The 16,405-nt window shown below is 61.5% G+C and carries 17 protein-coding genes; 12 read left to right on the forward strand and 5 right to left on the reverse strand.

The window, feature by feature from the left end; all coding sequences use genetic code 11:
- The first annotated feature begins 66 nt into the window (after window positions 1-66).
- The 5 genes from AB8A38_RS04375 to argC all read left to right on the forward strand — a co-directional run bounded on the left by AB8A38_RS04375 (window position 67) and on the right by argC (window position 4,843).
- The gene (locus tag AB8A38_RS04375) at window positions 67-597 is read left to right on the forward strand and encodes a DedA family protein (protein WP_439085101.1); all 531 of its coding nucleotides are present in this window, start codon (window positions 67-69) and stop codon (window positions 595-597) included.
- A gap of 148 nt (window positions 598-745) precedes the next feature.
- Complete coding sequence (locus tag AB8A38_RS04380) at window positions 746-1,735, forward strand: MBL fold metallo-hydrolase (RefSeq protein ID WP_439085102.1); 990 nt, start codon at window positions 746-748, stop codon at window positions 1,733-1,735.
- 145 nt (window positions 1,736-1,880) lie between these two features.
- Complete coding sequence (locus AB8A38_RS04385) at window positions 1,881-2,870, forward strand: MBL fold metallo-hydrolase (protein WP_439085104.1); 990 nt, start codon at window positions 1,881-1,883, stop codon at window positions 2,868-2,870.
- Window positions 2,871-3,101: 231 nt separating this feature from the next.
- Entirely contained in the window at window positions 3,102-3,788 is a 687-nt protein-coding gene (locus AB8A38_RS04390) for an FMN-binding negative transcriptional regulator (RefSeq protein WP_439085106.1), read from the forward strand.
- Window positions 3,785-4,843, forward strand: coding sequence for an N-acetyl-gamma-glutamyl-phosphate reductase (gene argC / locus AB8A38_RS04395; RefSeq protein ID WP_439085107.1), 1,059 nt, complete (start codon window positions 3,785-3,787; stop codon window positions 4,841-4,843). Before AB8A38_RS04390 ends, argC begins: the two co-directional genes overlap by 4 nt.
- A gap of 103 nt (window positions 4,844-4,946) precedes the next feature.
- Here the strand turns inward: argC and AB8A38_RS04400 are convergent, their stop codons facing one another.
- Window positions 4,947-5,411 (reverse strand): carboxymuconolactone decarboxylase family protein, encoded by a 465-nt coding sequence (locus AB8A38_RS04400; RefSeq protein ID WP_439085108.1) that lies wholly within the window; start codon window positions 5,409-5,411, stop codon window positions 4,947-4,949.
- 196 nt (window positions 5,412-5,607) lie between these two features.
- Entirely contained in the window at window positions 5,608-6,642 is a 1,035-nt protein-coding gene (locus AB8A38_RS04405) for a glutamine synthetase beta-grasp domain-containing protein (protein WP_089264165.1), read from the reverse strand.
- 502 nt (window positions 6,643-7,144) lie between these two features.
- Here AB8A38_RS04405 and AB8A38_RS04410 point away from each other — a divergent pair.
- Complete coding sequence (locus AB8A38_RS04410; protein WP_089264166.1) at window positions 7,145-7,345, forward strand: DUF2735 domain-containing protein; 201 nt, start codon at window positions 7,145-7,147, stop codon at window positions 7,343-7,345.
- Between the two features lie 111 nt (window positions 7,346-7,456).
- On the opposite strand, the gene AB8A38_RS04415 is transcribed toward AB8A38_RS04410, so the two are convergent.
- The 3 genes from AB8A38_RS04415 to AB8A38_RS04425 all read right to left on the reverse strand — a co-directional run bounded on the left by AB8A38_RS04415 (window position 7,457) and on the right by AB8A38_RS04425 (window position 10,810).
- Complete coding sequence (locus tag AB8A38_RS04415; RefSeq protein WP_439085109.1) at window positions 7,457-8,398, reverse strand: glutaminase; 942 nt, start codon at window positions 8,396-8,398, stop codon at window positions 7,457-7,459.
- 27 nt (window positions 8,399-8,425) lie between these two features.
- On the reverse strand, window positions 8,426-8,827 hold the full coding sequence (locus AB8A38_RS04420; protein WP_439085110.1) for an MAPEG family protein: 402 nt from the start codon (window positions 8,825-8,827) through the stop codon (window positions 8,426-8,428).
- 147 nt (window positions 8,828-8,974) lie between these two features.
- On the reverse strand, window positions 8,975-10,810 hold the full coding sequence (locus tag AB8A38_RS04425) for a PHA/PHB synthase family protein (protein WP_439085111.1): 1,836 nt from the start codon (window positions 10,808-10,810) through the stop codon (window positions 8,975-8,977).
- Between the two features lie 243 nt (window positions 10,811-11,053).
- Here AB8A38_RS04425 and AB8A38_RS04430 point away from each other — a divergent pair, with 243 nt between their 5' ends.
- From AB8A38_RS04430 to AB8A38_RS04455, 6 genes are all read left to right on the forward strand, one after another.
- Window positions 11,054-11,368 (forward strand): hypothetical protein, encoded by a 315-nt coding sequence (locus AB8A38_RS04430; RefSeq protein ID WP_439085112.1) that lies wholly within the window; start codon window positions 11,054-11,056, stop codon window positions 11,366-11,368.
- A gap of 93 nt (window positions 11,369-11,461) precedes the next feature.
- Window positions 11,462-12,682 carry an LL-diaminopimelate aminotransferase gene (locus AB8A38_RS04435; RefSeq protein WP_439085113.1) on the forward strand — a complete coding sequence of 407 codons (1,221 nt, stop codon included), beginning with the start codon at window positions 11,462-11,464 and terminating at the stop codon, window positions 12,680-12,682.
- Window positions 12,683-12,758: 76 nt separating this feature from the next.
- Entirely contained in the window at window positions 12,759-14,081 is a 1,323-nt protein-coding gene (locus AB8A38_RS04440) for a homoserine dehydrogenase (protein ID WP_439085115.1), read from the forward strand.
- 57 nt (window positions 14,082-14,138) lie between these two features.
- Window positions 14,139-15,137, forward strand: coding sequence for a class II fructose-bisphosphatase (gene glpX, locus AB8A38_RS04445; protein WP_068736567.1), 999 nt, complete (start codon window positions 14,139-14,141; stop codon window positions 15,135-15,137).
- Window positions 15,138-15,147: 10 nt separating this feature from the next.
- Window positions 15,148-15,600 (forward strand): GNAT family N-acetyltransferase, encoded by a 453-nt coding sequence (locus AB8A38_RS04450; protein ID WP_439085116.1) that lies wholly within the window; start codon window positions 15,148-15,150, stop codon window positions 15,598-15,600.
- Window positions 15,601-15,679: 79 nt separating this feature from the next.
- Window positions 15,680-16,399, forward strand: coding sequence for a haloacid dehalogenase type II (locus tag AB8A38_RS04455; RefSeq protein ID WP_439085117.1), 720 nt, complete (start codon window positions 15,680-15,682; stop codon window positions 16,397-16,399).
- Window positions 16,400-16,405: the final 6 nt, after the last annotated feature.

The raw sequence follows: 16,405 nt of genomic DNA on the forward strand, positions 1-16,405 counted from the left end.
GTTTGAAGGTTAAAGCGGTTCGCGGCCAATCAGGCCGGGCCAGAGCCGTAAAGGGACACTCTCCATATGGAAGGCTGGATGCACGGGCTGATCGAATTCGTGCGCCAGAACCAGGTCTGGGCGGCGCCGATCGTCCTGCTGCTGGCCTTCGGGGAATCGCTCGCTTTCATCTCCCTGCTGCTGCCAGCCTGGGGCGCGCTGGTGGCCATCGGCGCACTGGTCGGCGCGAGCGGCATCAGCTTCTGGCCGGTGTTGATTGCCGGCGCTCTCGGCGCGGCACTCGGCGACTGGCTCTCCTATTGGTTCGGCTTCAAGTACAAGGACCAGGTCGCCCAGATATGGCCGCTGTCCAAATTCCCTGAGTTGCTTCCGCGCGGCGAAGCCTTCGTCCAGAAATGGGGCGTGCCCAGCATTTATATCGGCCGCTTCTTCGGCCCATTGCGGGCCTCGGTGCCGCTGGCCGCCGGCATTTTCGAAATGCCGTATTGGCGTTTCCAAGTCGCCAACTTCACCTCGGCCTTTATCTGGGCGGGCGTACTTCTGCTGTTCGGCGACGGCCTGTCGATGACCGTGGAATGGCTCTGGAGGCTGAAGTAGTTCGACGGGGAATAACCGCTGTGTCCGGGTGTTCAACGGGCTGACATGTCGCGGTGTCTGCATGCCGCGACATCTCGCAGAAGTCATCGAACGCTGGTAGATAGTTCCGCCAGCCCCCGCCTGTCACTGCTTCACCCCGGAGAACATCATGGACCTGTCACGCCGCCACGCCCTTGCCGGAGCCGCTGCGCTCGCCGCATCTCCATTGCTCACCACAAGCTCTACCAAAGCCTCCGCTCCGCCGGCCGACAAGCAGGCGCCGAGCTTCTATCGCTACAAGGTCGGCGATGCGCAGGTGAACGCGATTTCCGACGGCGCCAACACCTTTCCGCTGGCTGACACTTTCGTGCTCAACGCCAAGAAGGATGAGGTCAACGCCGCGCTCGACAAGGCCTTCCTGCCGAAGGACAAGATGACCATCCACTTTGCGCCGCTGGTCATCAACACTGGCGGCAAGCTGGTGGTGATCGATACGGGCAACGGCCCCGGAGCCCTCGCTGCGACCAAGGGCAATGTCGGCCAGTTCGCCAACAACATGGTCGCCGCCGGCATCGACGCCAAGAACGTCGATATGGTCATCATCTCGCATTTCCACGGCGATCATGTGAATGGGCTTCTAGCCGCCGATGGCACGCCGGCTTTTCCGAATGCCGAAGTCCTCGTCCCGGCAGCCGAGTGGAAGTACTGGAACGACGATGGCGAGATGGCCAAGGCTGCCAATGACCGCATGAAGGGGCTGTTCGCCAGCAACCGCAAGCTCTTCAACGATGGGCTGAAGAAGAAGGTCACGCCCTATGAGTGGGGCAAGGACGTCGCGCCGGGCCTGCTCGCCGTGGAGTCGGTCGGCCATACGCCGGGCCACACGTCGTTCGTGCTGTCGTCCGGCAGCGACAAGCTGTTCATTCAGTCCGACGTCACCAACCATCCGTCGCTGTTCGTCACCAATCCCGGCTGGCATCTGATGTTCGACCAGGACCCGGCGCAGGCGGAAACCACGCGCCGCAAGGTCTATGACATGCTGGTGGCCGAGAAGATGCGTGTGCAGGGCTTCCACTATCCATTCCCGGCCAACGGTTTCGTCGAGAAGGATGGCAACGGTTATCGGCTGGTGCCGGCCCCATGGAGCCCGGTGATCTAAACGAAGCCTGGCAAAATTCCCGGCCAGCGCTGCGGTGCAGGCCGGCTGGCCTCGTAAAGACCCGTCGCCTCCGTCGGTGCGTCGTGCCAGTCTCTGCGCCGGAGTCGCGCCAACAGCGACCATGCAAAGCGGGGGGAGAAGACTTATGGATTTGTCACGACGAAACGCACTGGCGGGCGCCGCCGCGCTCGCAGCGACGCCACTGCTTTCATCGGCCCCGGCAAAGGCATCCGCACCGCCGGCCGATAAGCAGGCGCCGAGTTTCTATCGCTACAAGGTCGGTGATATCCAGGTGAACGCCATCTCCGATGGTGCGGCGACGTTTCCGCTGGCCGATACCTATATTTCCAACGCCAAACGCGATGATATCAATGACGCGCTCGCCAGGTCATTTCTGCCGAAAGATCAGATCACCAACTTCTATGCGCCACTGGTGATCAACACCGGTGGCAAGCTGGTGGTGATCGACACGGGCAACGGGCCGGGCGCCTATGCCAGTAGCAAGGGCAATGTCGGTCAGTTCATTACCAACATGACGGCGGCAGGGATCGATCCAAAGATGATAGACATGGTCGTGATCTCGCACTTCCATGGCGATCATGTGAACGGCCTGCTGACGGCGGACGGCGCGCTGGCGTTTCCCAATGCCGAAGTGCTGGTGCCGGCAGCGGAGTGGAAGTTCTGGATGGACGACGGTGAGATGAGCCGTGCCACCGGCGATCGCATGACCGGTCTGTTCAAGAACAATCGGCGGGTGTTCGAGGCCGGGTTGAAGAAGAAGGTTACGCCCTATGAATGGGGCAAGGACGTCGCGCCGGGGCTGCTGGCTGTCGCCTCGATCGGGCACACGCCGGGTCATACGTCCTATGTGCTGTCGTCCGGATCGGACAAGGTCTTCATCCAGTCGGACGTCACCAACCTTCCGGCGCTATTCGCCGCCAATCCCGGCTGGCACGTGAATTTCGACCAGGATCCGGTGCAGGCCGAAGCCACCCGCCGCAAGGTCTATGACATGTTGGTCGCCGACAGGATGCGGGTGCAAGGCTTCCACTATCCGTTCCCGGCCAACGGTTTCGTCGAGAAGGATGGCAACGGCTACCGCGTCGTGCCGGCGCCGTGGAGCCCAGTTCTCTGAGGTCGTGCTCTGGTGATCTTGACGGATCGCGGGCGCGGCCCTATGACCGCGCCCATGATCAACCTTGCGACCAGCATCATCGCCCGCCGCCGCCGCATTCTCGCGGCAGGTGGAGATATGCGCGCATAAGCGTTTCGATCTCTCACTGCCGCCGGATATGGTCCGCGGCAGTCTTTCTCCCAAACAGCAGCGCGACCCATCCGGCGGCCTTCACTCAGGAAGGAGCCCGTCATGTATACGCCGCCCAAATTTCAGACCGACCGGACCGACGCACTTGCGTTTGCGGACGTGCGCGGCTTCGGCACGGTCTGCGCCTTCGATGGTAGGAAGCCGATTGCCTCCGCGGTGCCTTTCTGCCTCGACTACGGCAATGACGGCACGCCGCGTCTGGCCTTTCACCTTGTGCGACAAAATCCGCTACTCAAGCTCGCAGACGGCGTGACGCCATGGGCCATGGCCATCCTGGGCGCTGATGCCTATGTGTCGGCCGACTGGTACGTATCGCCCGATCAGGTGCCGACCTGGCTCTATCAGGCGGTCCATCTCACCGGACCGGTGCGCATTCTGTCGGGTGGTGAACTGGGCCCGCATCTTGACGCGCTGAGCGCAAGGTTCGAAACACGACTGGCGCCGAAGAAGCCCTGGACCTCCGATAAGATGGCGGCGGGGCGGCTTGAGGCGATGAAAAAGGCGATCGTCGGTGTGGTGATGACAGTGGACGAGGTGGAGGGTAGCTCCAAGCTCAACCAGCACAAGTCAGATGCCGATCATCTGGCTGTCATGAGCGCACTGGCGCTGCGGCCGGAGCCTGCCGCGTTCGAGATTTCAAATGCGATGCGCAAATTGCGGCCGCATTTGTTTGCGGAAGAGACGACACAATTGACTGCTATGGCTGAGGCCGAAGGATTTATGGGATGAGCACGAAGAGGAAAATCGGCATTCTCGGTGCGTCCGGTTACACCGGCGCCGAACTGGTGCGACTGCTGCTGCGTCATCCCAAGGTCGAGCTCGTGCTGCTGACGGCCGACCGGCGCGCCGGGCAGGCGATGGGCGATGTGTTCCCGCAATTCGCACCCTATGAGCTGCCGACGCTTGTGAGCATCGACTCGGTCGACTGGACGACCATTGGCCTCGACCTGGTGTTCTGCGCGCTGCCGCATGCGACGACGCAGAAGGTGCTGCAGGATCTTCTGGCCAAGGCGCCCGAGACCAAGGTGGTGGATCTCTCTGCCGATTTCCGGCTTGAGGATGCGGCAGCCTATGCCAAGTGGTACGGCCACGAGCATCATGCGCTGGAGCTGCAGAAGGAAGCCGTCTACGGCCTCGTCGAGATCTATCGGCGCGACATCAAGAAGGCGCGGCTCATCGCCAATCCCGGCTGCTACACATCATGCGCGATCCTGCCTTTGGTGCCGCTGTTGAAGGCGCGCGCCATCGAGACCGACGAGATCGTGATCGATGCCAAGTCCGGCATGACCGGAGCAGGGCGTTCCGCCAAGGAAGAGATGCTGTTCTCGGAAGTGTCCGAAGGCTTCAACGCCTATGGCGTCGGCCATCACCGGCACATGGCGGAGCTCGATCAGGAGTTCTCGAAGGCTGCCGGCAAGGAGGTTGTTGTCAGCTTCACGCCACATCTCTTGCCGCAGAACCGCGGCATTCTCTCGACCATCTATGTGCGAGGCCGACGCGGCAAGACGGCGCAGGATCTCCACGAGGTGCTGGTGAAGCAGTATGAGAAGGAGCCGTTCGTGCACATCCTGCCATTCGGCAAGACGCCGCATTCGCGGCATGTGCGCGGCTCCAACATGACCTTCATCGGCGTTGCCGCTGACCGTATCCCGGGCCGCGCCATCATCGTCTCGACGCTCGACAATCTTACCAAGGGCGCATCGGGGCAGGCGGTGCAGAACATGAATCTGGTGCTTGGCTTTGCCGAGACGCTGGGCATCGATCAGCCGGCGATGTTCCCGTAAAGAGCGCGCATACACCTCGGCCCGCATTACAGGCCGGGTGACGACAGCGAGAGACAACAGAAAAGGCCCGAATTTGCGTTCGGGCCTTTTTTCTATGCTCTTGTCACTTCGCCGATCCCGGCCTTTGTGCGCGCTCCTTGAACAGCTCACTCAGTGTCTGCGCCGCCTCAATGGCGCGCGGGAAACCCGCATGGACGGTCGTCAGATAGACGATCTCCTTCAGCTCGTCCTCTTTCACGCCGGCGTTGAGCGCGTAGTTCGCATGGATCTTCATGAACGGCCGATGCCCCAGCGCCGCGAAAGCGGCGACGGCTGCGAGTTGTCGCGTGCGCGCGTCGAGAACCGGCCGGGCCCAGACGTCGCCGAGTGCGTAGCCCGTGATCGCATCGGCGAGAAAGGGAAATTCGGCGCGCAGGCCTTCGAGGGTCGGCTGGCTGCTGCCGGCATTGAGCGATCGAACAACCTCGTCGCCGCGTCGCAGGCGTTCTTCCGTCGTCTCTGCGCGAAGGCTTGCCGTGGATGCCAGCACGCAGAAAGCCGCAACGAAAGCGGTCGTTCGATATGACATGATCGCTTCTCCCTGTTTTTCTCGCCGCGTGAATGTTGCGACAGCAGATAAGCATTGGGGCATGTCGCACGCCCGGCGTTAGACCGATCCTGCCGATCTCTTGTCCAATCCTCTAAGGCGGCGAAAGGACGCAGGGGCCAAACAAAACGGCCCGAACTTGCGTTCGGGCCGTTCGTTTTCGATCTGTAAGTGACGCTTACGCGGCAGCCGACTTGGCGGTCGGGACTTCCGAGATGGTCTTCAGGATCTGCGAAGCGATCTGGTAGGGGTCGCCCTGGGAGTTCGGGCGACGGTCTTCCAGATAGCCCTTGTACTCATTCTTGACGAAGGAGTGCGGGACGCGGATCGAGGCGCCGCGGTCCGCGATGCCGTAGCTGAACTTGTTCCACGGAGCCGTCTCGTGCTTGCCGGTCAGACGCTTGTCGTTGTCCGGGCCGTACACGTTGATGTGGTCCATCAGGTTCTTGTCGAACTGGGCCATCAAAGCTTCGAAGTAAGCCTTGCCGCCGACCGTACGCATATATTCGGTCGAGAAGTTGGCGTGCATGCCCGAGCCATTCCAGTCGGTATCGCCGAGCGGCTTGCAGTGGAATTCGATGTCGATGCCGTACTTCTCCGTCAGACGGAGCAGCAGGTAACGCGCGATCCACATTTCGTCAGCGGCCTTCTTGGAGCCCTTGCCGAAGATCTGGAATTCCCACTGGCCCTTCGCCACTTCGGCGTTGATGCCTTCGTGGTTGATGCCGGCTTCGAGGCAGAGGTCGAGATGTTCTTCGACGATCTCGCGGGCAATTGAGCCGACGTTCTTGAAGCCGACGCCGGTGTAGTAGGGGCCCTGCGGCGCGGGATAGCCATCCTCGGGGAAACCGAGCGGACGGCCATTCTCGTAGAAGAAGTATTCCTGTTCGAAACCGAACCAAGCGCCGGCATCGTCGAGAATGGTGGCGCGCTTGTTGGTCGAGTGCGGGGTGACGCCATCCGGCATCATGACTTCGCACATCACCAAGGCGCCGTTCTCACGGGCCGCATCCGGATAGATCGCAACCGGCTTCAGCACGCAATCGGAGCTGTGGCCTTCGGCCTGCATGGTCGACGAACCGTCGAAGCCCCACAGCGGGAGCTGTTCGAGGGTCGGGAAATCTTCGAATTCCTTGATCTGCGTCTTGCCACGCAGGTTCGGAACCGGCGTGTAACCGTCGAGCCAAATATACTCGAGCTTATACTTTGTCATGCGGGTCTCTCATGAGTTGGCGATGCGTAGGGCGTGAGCCCTGAGCTTGCCGGCGGGCGGACGCAAAATCCGCCCCCAGCGGCGCTGCATATAAAGCACGTAGTATGCCAACTTGTCGCGGTGCAACGCTTTTGTGACGAAAAGTGCGGCGCGTCCCCAACGGGGCTGTCATTCGCTGTCTGGAGAGGGCGTCGGAGGCCGGGAATCGGTCCGGATTCGTGGATTTTTCCGAAGAATTCGGCCGCGCGCGAAAATACCGGCTGCCCAATTCCCTTGCAGGCTATTTTCGACCGGAACTTTTCTGCCTTTCAGACGCTCAAATGAGAGGTCAGGCGCTGCTTAGGCGGCTTCAAAACCTGCGCGCCCAAAGCGCATGTCCATCGAGTGCGCATATTGTAGCCATTTGGATGCTTCTTACGAGGCAGTCGGCACAAAAGAAGGGCGCCTCTGTTACAATGATGATCCGAAAGGAAAAAATAGATCAGAGGAAGGAAGAGAAGCGATGCCGACATCTCAAACGCATCACCCCCATACCGCTAAAATCTACCAATTCCCGGTTGGTGGCCGTGCATCGGTTGGCCCGCGGGGACGGCTCAGCAAGCCGTTGGACCTGCGTGCCTCAACCGTGAAAACCGTGGCCGACTATGACAGCTGGTACCACGAGGCTGCCATCCAGGAAGCCAACCGGACCTACGAACATTGACGGTGCCTGGTCGAAAGCAAGGTTCGCCGCCCCAGGCGCGGTTTATCGACGACGATCAAGGGCTGAAACGCGATGTTTCAGCCCTTTTTCATGACCGGAAACCGGTTGGCGTCAGACGCCGAAGATCGACCAGCCGAGCCGTTTCGTGAGCGCCTCGAGTGCAATGCGGCCGAGATGCGAATTGCCGTGCTTGTCGAGACCCGGCGCCCAGACTGCGATCGACGCCTTGCCGGGCGCGACCGCGATAATGCCCCCGCCGACGCCGCTCTTGCCGGGCAGGCCGACGCGATAGGCGAACTCACCCGAACCGTCATAATGGCCGCACATCAGCATCAGCGCGTTGATACGACGCGCGCGCTCCGACGACACCACCGAGAGTCCGGTCGACGGATTGCGGCCCGAATAAGCGAGGTAGCGCGTCGCCATGGCCAACTGCCGACACGACATCGCGATCGCGCAGTGGTGGAAATAGACGCCGAGCGTGAAGTCGACGGGGTTTTCGACCACGCCAAACGACTTCATGTAATTGGCGAGCGCGGTGTTACGAAAGCCGGTGCGTTTCTCGGACACGGCAACGGTTTCATCGATCACGATGGAGCTGTCGCCGGACAGAAACTGCATGAAACGCAGGATTTCGCCAATGGCCTCGCGCGGCTGATGGCCGGACAGGATGACGTCGGTGACGGCGATGGCGCCGGCATTGATGAAGGGATTGCGCGGCACGCCGCGCTCGCGTTCGAGCTGGACGATGGAGTTGAACGGATTACCCGACGGCTCGCGGCCGACATGTTTCCAGAGCCGGTCGCCGACCATGCCGAGTGCCAGCGTCAGCGTGAAGACTTTCGAGATGCTCTGGATCGAGAACGGCACATCGGCATCGCCGCCGGCTGCAACCTGGCCATCGGCATCGATGACCACAAGACCGAACTGGTTGGGATCGACACCCGCCAGTTCCGGAATATAGCTCGCGACGTCGCCGCGGTCCGTTCGCTGCGCCATCTCGTCGACAATTTCCTTGACGACGAGATCAAGACTTGGGGCAGCGTGGTTCATTGCAGATCAATCTGGCGAGAAGAAGCGTTAGTACGGAATCCGCAGGATCGCGACGGCGAGGATCGCCTGGGCGATGAAGCCGACCACGAAGGCCAGCGTGCGGAAAATCGGCAGGCCGAGCGTGTAGACGATCAGATGCACCACGCGCGACCAAAAATAAACCGCGCAGGCCAGAACAGTGGTCGGGGTCGAGACATCGGCGGCATTCAGGATCAGCACCAGCGGCGCGAAGATGATGAGATTCTCGACGGCGTTGTCATGGGCGAACATCATCCGGTTAGCCCATTCAGCCTGCGGCCTGTCGGTACGCGTCGGATTGGCCATGACGCCGGTGACACCGCGGACCATGATGCGGTTCAGCATATAAGGCACCCAGAGCAGGCCGGTGAGAATCACGGTCAGCGTCAGCCAGAACAATTCGCGCGTCATCCGGGTATCCTTTCAATCGAAATTCCCGCGGAAAACGCGGAGATGGTCATGCAAAACACACGCGCCGCAAGCGGATGCGACGCGTCCCGGCTGAAATCATAGACGTTTGCTGTGACGACGCCAAGCAAGCGCGGGGGAGGCGGGTCGTTACGCCCGCACCCGCACATAACTGCCGGGGGCGTCTTCCAGCGCGGGGAATGCGTCGGTGCCGACATGGCGGGCAGGAATTTCCTCACCATCGATGCCGGAGAGCCATTCACGCCAGTTCGGCCACCACGAGCCAGCATGTTCCTGCGCGGTCTTCATCCAGTCGGCGAGATCGGTGGCGTGGGCGTTGTCGTTGGTCCAGTACTGGTACTTGCCGGAGGCTGGTGGATTGACCACGCCAGCGATATGGCCGGAGCCGGACAACACGTATTTCACCGGGCCGCCGAAGAATTGCGAGCCGTAGAGCACCGATTGTGCCGGCGCGATGTGGTCCTCGCGGGTGGCGAGATTGTAGACGGGCACCTTGACCTTGGAGAGATCGAGCCGGGTGTTGTCGAGGATCATGTTGCCGGTCGAGAGCTTGTTCTCGAGATAGCAGTTGCGCAGATAGAACGAATGGTTCGCCGCCGGCATCCGCGTCGCATCGGAATTCCAGTGCAGCAGATCGAAGGCCGAAGGCGGCTTGCCCTTGAGGTAGTTGTTGACCACGTAGGACCAGATCAGGTCGTTGGAGCGCAGCATGTTGAAGGCCATGGCCATCTTGCTGCCTTCCAGCACGCCTGCCGCCTGCATGTCCTTTTCCAGCGCCGAGATCTGATCCTCGTCGACGAACACCATAAGGTCGCCGGCATGGGTGAAATCCACCTGTGCTGCGAGGAACGTCGCCGACGCCACGCGGACACGGCGCTTCTCGGCGAGCCAGGCCAGCGTCGAGGCTAGCAGGGTGCCGCCGACGCAATAGCCGATGGTATGCATGGTCATCTCGCCGGTGACCTGCTCGATCACGTCCATCGCGGTCAGCGGGCCTTCCTTCATATAGTCGTCGAAGGTCTTTGCGCCGAGGCGCTTGTCGGGGTTGACCCAGGAAATCACGAACACCGAGACGCCCTGATCGACGGCCCACTTGATGAAGGATTTCTCGGGCTTGAGATCGAGGATATAAAACTTGTTGATCCAGGGCGGCACGATCAGCAGCGGCGTGCGCAGCACGTTCTCGGTTGCCGGCTGATACTGGATCAGCTGCATCACCTCGTTCTGGAAAATCACCTTGCCCGGCGTCGTCGCCATGTTGACGCCGACTTCGAGATTCTTTGGATCGGACTGGCGAATGCGCAGCGAGCCTTTGCCGGCCTCGATATCCTCGGCAAGCATGGTCATGCCGCGCATCAGATTGCTGCCGTTCGACATCACGGTCTCGCGCAGCACTTCCGGATTGGTCAGCACGAAGTTCGACGGCGCCAGCGCATTAGTGATCTGCTGGACGTAGAACTCCGCCTTCTTGCGGGTATGTGCATCGAGCCCCTCGGCATTCTTGACGAGGTCGTGGGCCCATTGGGTGGTGAGCAGATAGGCCTGCATGACGAAATCGAAGAACTGGTTCGATTTCCACTCGGGATCGCTGAAGCGCTTGTCGCGCGGCGGTGCCTCGATAGCGGGCAAGCCGGCTTCGCCGACCATCCGGCGCATCGCCGAGCCCCAGAGGTCGAGATAGGCTTTGCCGAGTTTCATCTGCAATTCGGCGGCGCGCTTGTCGTCGGACAGCCAGTAATTGGCGACGATGCTGAAGGTCTTGATCAGCTCTGTCAGCTCGCTTGGCGGCTTGTCGCCGGTCTCGCCGGTCTGGCGCGGCTGCAGATAGGCGGCCAGCGCCTTGCCGCCATTCTCCATCGCCTTGGCTATGTTGAGCGCAAAAGCTTCGGGATTGAACGGCTTATCGGTCTTGTCGCCCGAGGTCTTGTTTTCAGCAGCCTTGGCGTCGGTGGCAACTTCGGTCATGGCGCAACAACAGCTTCATTCCAGTCGGGCAACGGTACGTCGCCACGCAAATCGATGATGGCACAGTTCGCGGATTGCCGCAGGATTCGATGTGCTGCACCGCGTCAAAGGTCTTGCTTCCGTCATATTGAAGATCCAAGCCTACATCCTGTTCTCCCGGCGTTAATCGTTTGTGACCAGATTGGTTGGATGGTGCGCTGCGATAGGGATAAAATCGATTCTAATGCGATGTAGGGTTGTGGTGTGACGCGTAGAGGCACATTCATCGATGGTCGCGGCGCACGGGCAGTGGCAACCGCCGCCCTGTTGGCGCTGGGCCTTGGCTTTCCTCTTGGCGGCTGCGCCTCGACCATCGCCGACATGCCCATGGTGGGCACACCCGCAGGCGCTCCGGCGCGTCCGGCCGAGGTGGGCACCTATTTGCCGGTTCACGACCTCCCGACCACCCGCGAAGGCACCGCCATGGCGCCGGCGGACCAGGCCAAGATGCAGGCCGAACTGACTGCCGCCCGCGATCGCCAGGCCGTCGTGCTGCCGGCCAAACCGGCCGCCAAATAGTCAAAACTGCCCGTCGTGACTGGTGTCACCGGGCTTCCGTGATAAAAAGAAACGATTCAACCGCATGCTGAAGCGGTTCTGGAGCCCGATCCCATGGAAGAATTCTACCGCATCCGCCGATTGCCGCCCTATGTGTTCGAACAGGTCAACCGGGCCAAGGCCGCTGCGCGGAACGCTGGCGCCGATATCATCGACCTCGGCATGGGCAATCCGGATCTGGCGACCCCGCCACATGTGATCGAGAAGCTCAAGGAGACCCTGGGCAAGCCGCGCACCGACCGCTATTCGGCTTCGAAGGGCATCACCGGCCTGCGCAAGGCCCAGGCCGGCTATTACGAGCGCCGCTTTGGCGTGAAGCTAAATCCCGACACTCAGGTGGTGGCGACGCTGGGCTCCAAGGAAGGCTTCGCCAACGTCGCCCAGGCGATCACCGCGCCCGGCGACGTCGTGCTGTGCCCGAATCCAAGCTACCCCATCCATGCCTTCGGCTTCCTGATGGCCGGCGGCGTGATCCGCTCGGTGCCGTCGGAGCCGACGCCGGATTTCTTCGCTGCCGTCGAGCGCGCCATCATCCATTCGATCCCGAAGCCGATCGCGCTGATCGTCTGCTATCCGTCGAACCCGACGGCGCAGGTGGCGAGCCTCGATTTCTACAAGGACCTCGTGGCCTTCGCGAAGAAGCACGAGATCTACATCCTCTCGGATCTCGCTTATGCCGAGGTCTATTTCGACGACAAGAACCCGCCGCCCTCGGTGCTGCAGGTACCGGGCGCGATGGACGTCACCGTCGAATTCACCTCGATGTCGAAGACCTTCTCGATGGCCGGCTGGCGCATGGGCTTTGCGGTCGGCAACGAGCGCATCATTGCCGCGCTGACCCGGGTGAAATCCTATCTCGACTACGGCGCCTTCACGCCCGTGCAGGTCGCGGCCACTGCGGCGCTGAACGGCCCCGACGACTGCATTCGCGAGATGCGCGACGTCTATCGCAAACGTCGCGACGCGATGGTGGAGTCTTTCGGCCGCGCCGGTTGGGACATTCCGCCGCCCTCGGCATCGATGTTCGCCTGGGCGCCGCTCCCGGAGAAATTCCGCGAAGTCGGCAGCATGCAGTTTGCAACGCTTCTCGTTGAAAAGTCCGGCGTGGTGGTATCTCCCGGCGTCGCCTTCGGCGAGCATGGCGAGGGTTACGTCCGCATCGCGATGGTCGAGAATGAGCAGCGCATTCGCCAGGCTGCCCGCGGCATTCGCCGCTTCCTTGAAAGCGGTCTCGAAACGTTGCACAACGTGGTTCCTCTCGTCAACCGGCGATAGGCGTGATCCCGAAAACCGGCAACCGGTTTTCGGACCGGTCATCGCTCAACAAGAATTCCGACAGGTCTGAAGCTTAATGATCGCACCCCTCAAAGTGGGTATCGCGGGACTCGGCACCGTTGGTGCCGAAGTTGTCCGTCTCATCGAACAGCAGAACTCGATTTTGGCCGCGCGCTGCGGTCGTGGCGTCAAAGTAGTTGCTGTCACCGCGCGCTCCAAGACCAAGAAGCGCGGCGTCGATCTGCGCGGCATCGATTGGATGAAGGATCCGCTCGCGGTTGCGCAGCATCCGGAAGTCGAGTGTTTCGTTGAATTGATGGGCGGTGTCGGCGATCCCGCGCTGTCGTCGATCGAGGCGGCGCTGCGCGCTGGCAAGTCGGTCGTGACCGCGAACAAGGCACTGATCGCCAAGCATGGTTTGAAGCTCGCGGCATCGGCCGAGAAGAACGGCGGCGCGCTGAACTACGAGGCCGCCGTCGCTGGCGCCATTCCCATCATCAAGACCATCCGCGAAGGTCTCGTCGGCACCGATATCAATCGCGTCTACGGTATTCTCAACGGCACCTGTAACTACATCCTGTCACGGATGGAGCTGGAGGGCCTGTCCTTCGAGGAATGCCTTAAAGACGCGCAGCGGCTTGGCTACGCCGAGGCCGAGCCGTCCTTCGACGTCGATGGCCACGACACGGCGCAGAAGCTGGCCATTCTCGCCAGCCTCGCATTCGGGACCAAGGTCGCGCAGAGCGCAGTGTCAGTCGAGGGCATTTCGTCCATCGCGGCTGAAGATCTGCGTGCTGCTGCAGAGCTTGGCTATCGTGTGAAGCTGCTGGGCGTTGCCATGCGCACCGCAACTGGCATCGAACAACGCGTGCATCCGACCATGGTGCCGCTGTCATCCTCCATTGCGCAGGTCATGGGCGTCACCAACGCTGTCACGGTTGACGGCGCAGGCATTGCGCCGATCACGCTGGTCGGTCCCGGCGCTGGCGGCGCCGCGACGGCGTCTGCAGTTCTTGCCGATATCGCCGATGTCGCACGTAATGTGCGCGCGCTGCCGTTCGGTCGGCCGGTTGAGAAGCTCAAGACCACCACCAAGGCTCCGATGGAGCGCCATGAAGGTGGTTATTACATCCGCTTGATGGCGCGCGATCTTGCCGGCACGGCCGCACGCATCGCAACGCGTCTGGCCGAGCAGAAGATCTCGCTGGAGTCGATCGTGCAGCGCCATCCGAATGGCCGCATCGAGCCGGTTGGCAAGAGCACGAAATCGTCACCGGTGCCTGTTATCCTGATCACCTATGCCACCACCGAGGACGCGATGCGCCGCGCCCTCCAGGCCGTACAGAGCGACAAGGTGATATCGGGCAAGCCGCAGGTTATCCGGATCGAGAAGAACTAAATCCACGCGTTGAGAGTTGTACGGGGACATTCGTCCCACCGTAGAAGGAGCCCGCCAATGTCGACCCATATTACCGTCCCGCCGCAGCAACTGCTCGAGCGCATTCTGACGCTGGAGATCGTTCGTGTGACCGAGCGCGCGGCGGTGTCGGCTGCGCGGCTGCGTGGTCATGGGCAGGAGAAGGCGGCCGATCAGGCAGCGGTCGATGCGATGCGCCGCGAGCTCAACAAGATGCCGATCGACGGCACCATCGTGATCGGCGAGGGCGAGCGCGACGAAGCGCCGATGCTCTATATCGGCGAAAAGGTCGGCATCAATGCCGGCCCGAAGGTCGATATTGCCGTCGACCCGCTGGAAGGTACGACACTGTGCGCCAAGGACATGCCGGGCTCGATCGCCACCATGGCGATGGCCGACGGCGGCACACTGCTGCACGCGCCCGACGTCTATATGGACAAGATCGCGATTGGTCCGGGTTACGCCAAGAACGTGATCGACATCGACGCATCGCCGGAAGAGAACATCAAGCGCCTCGCCAAGGCCAAGGGCGTGCCGGTGTCGGCGATCACCGCCCTCGTGCTTGAGCGGCCGCGGCACGAAGCATTGATTGCAGCGATCCGCTCGACCGGAGCGGCACTGCGTCTCATTCCGGACGGCGACGTCGCCGGTGTCATCCACACCACCGATCCCGCCAAATCTGGCATCGACATCTATCTTGGCATTGGCGGAGCACCGGAAGGCGTGCTGGCGGCCGCAGCACTGCGCTGCATCGGCGGCCAGATGCAGACCCGATTGATCCTCGATACCGATGAGAAGCGCGAGCGTGCGCTGAAGATGGGTGTCACCGATCCGAAGATGATCTATGGCATCGAGGACATGGCGAAGGGCGACTGCCTGTTTGCCGCCACTGGTGTCACCGACGGCGCATTGCTGTCGGGCGTCAAGTTCCGCGGCGACGTCATCGAGACCGAGACCATCGTGATGCGTTCGGTGACCGGCACCGTGCGTATCATCAAGGGCGAGCATCGCCAGCTCGAAAAATTCCACCTGGATTGAGTTCGGTCACATGGCGAAGGCGAATGTTGACATCCGCCCGGTCGGCCCCGATGAACGGGCTGCCTGGGAACCTCTGTGGCAGGGCTATCTGACGTTCTACAAGGCGACGCTGCCACAGGCCGCGACCGATACCGCGTGGAAGCGTTTCCATGACGCCAACGAGCAGATGTTCCTGCTCGGCGCCTATGTGGACGGCAAGCTCACCGGCATCGTGCAGTTCCTGTATCACCGCTCATCCTGGACGCCCGGCAATTACTGCTATTTGCAGGACCTGTTCGTCGACAATGGCGCGCGGGGACTTGGCGTCGGCCGCGCTCTGATCGAAGCGGTTTATGCAAAGGCCAAGGCTGACGGCTGCAGCCGCGTGCATTGGTTGACCCAGAACGAGAATGCGCAGGCCAGAATTCTCTACGATCAGGTCGCGGACAATTCCGGATTTATGCAGTACCGGAAGATACTCTGATTAAAGGCAATCCGAGCGCGCCAACATGCGCTCGGATTAATCGAACCAAAAACCAAGAAAACAAAATGGGGATGAGACCATGAGCGAGACCGATAACGTCAAGGCTCTGGTGTTCGACGTGTTCGGCACCGTGGTTGACTGGCGTTCCAGCCTGATTGCTGACTGTACCGCGTTCGGCAAAGCGCGCGGCATCACCGCAGACTGGACTGCGCTCGTCGATGCCTGGCGGCAGGCCTATATGCCGTCGATGGACGTGGTGCGCCATCATCCCGAGCGCGGTTTCGTCAAACTCGATACGCTGCATCGGCAGTCACTCGATGTGCTGGTCGCCAAGTTCGGCATCAACGGGCTCTCGGACAACGATCTGCATTATATGACACTCGGCTGGCACCGGCTGCATCCGTGGGCGGATTCGGTGAGCGGCCTGACCAGGCTGAAGACAAAATATGTCATCAGCCCGTTGTCGAACGGCAATGTCGCGCTGCTCACCAACATGGCGAAATTCGCGGGCCTGCCATGGGACCTGATCATGAGCGCGGAACTGTTCGAACACTACAAGCCCGATCCGCAGGCCTATCTCGGCGCGGCCGCGCTGCTCAATCTCAAGCCTGCGGAAGTCATGATGGTCGCCGCTCATAACAGCGATCTCGATGCCGCGCACAAACTCGGCCTCAAGACCGCCTTCGTGCCGCGCGTCACTGAATATGGTCCGCATCAGAACCGCGACTTCAAGGCCGAGGGCCCGTGGGACGTGGTGGCTGATGATTTCAACGATCTGGCGAAGCGGATGGGCTGCTGACGGCCT

The sequence above is a fragment of the Tardiphaga sp. 839_C3_N1_4 genome, assembly GCF_051811045.1.
GTDB lineage: Bacteria > Pseudomonadota > Alphaproteobacteria > Rhizobiales > Xanthobacteraceae > Tardiphaga.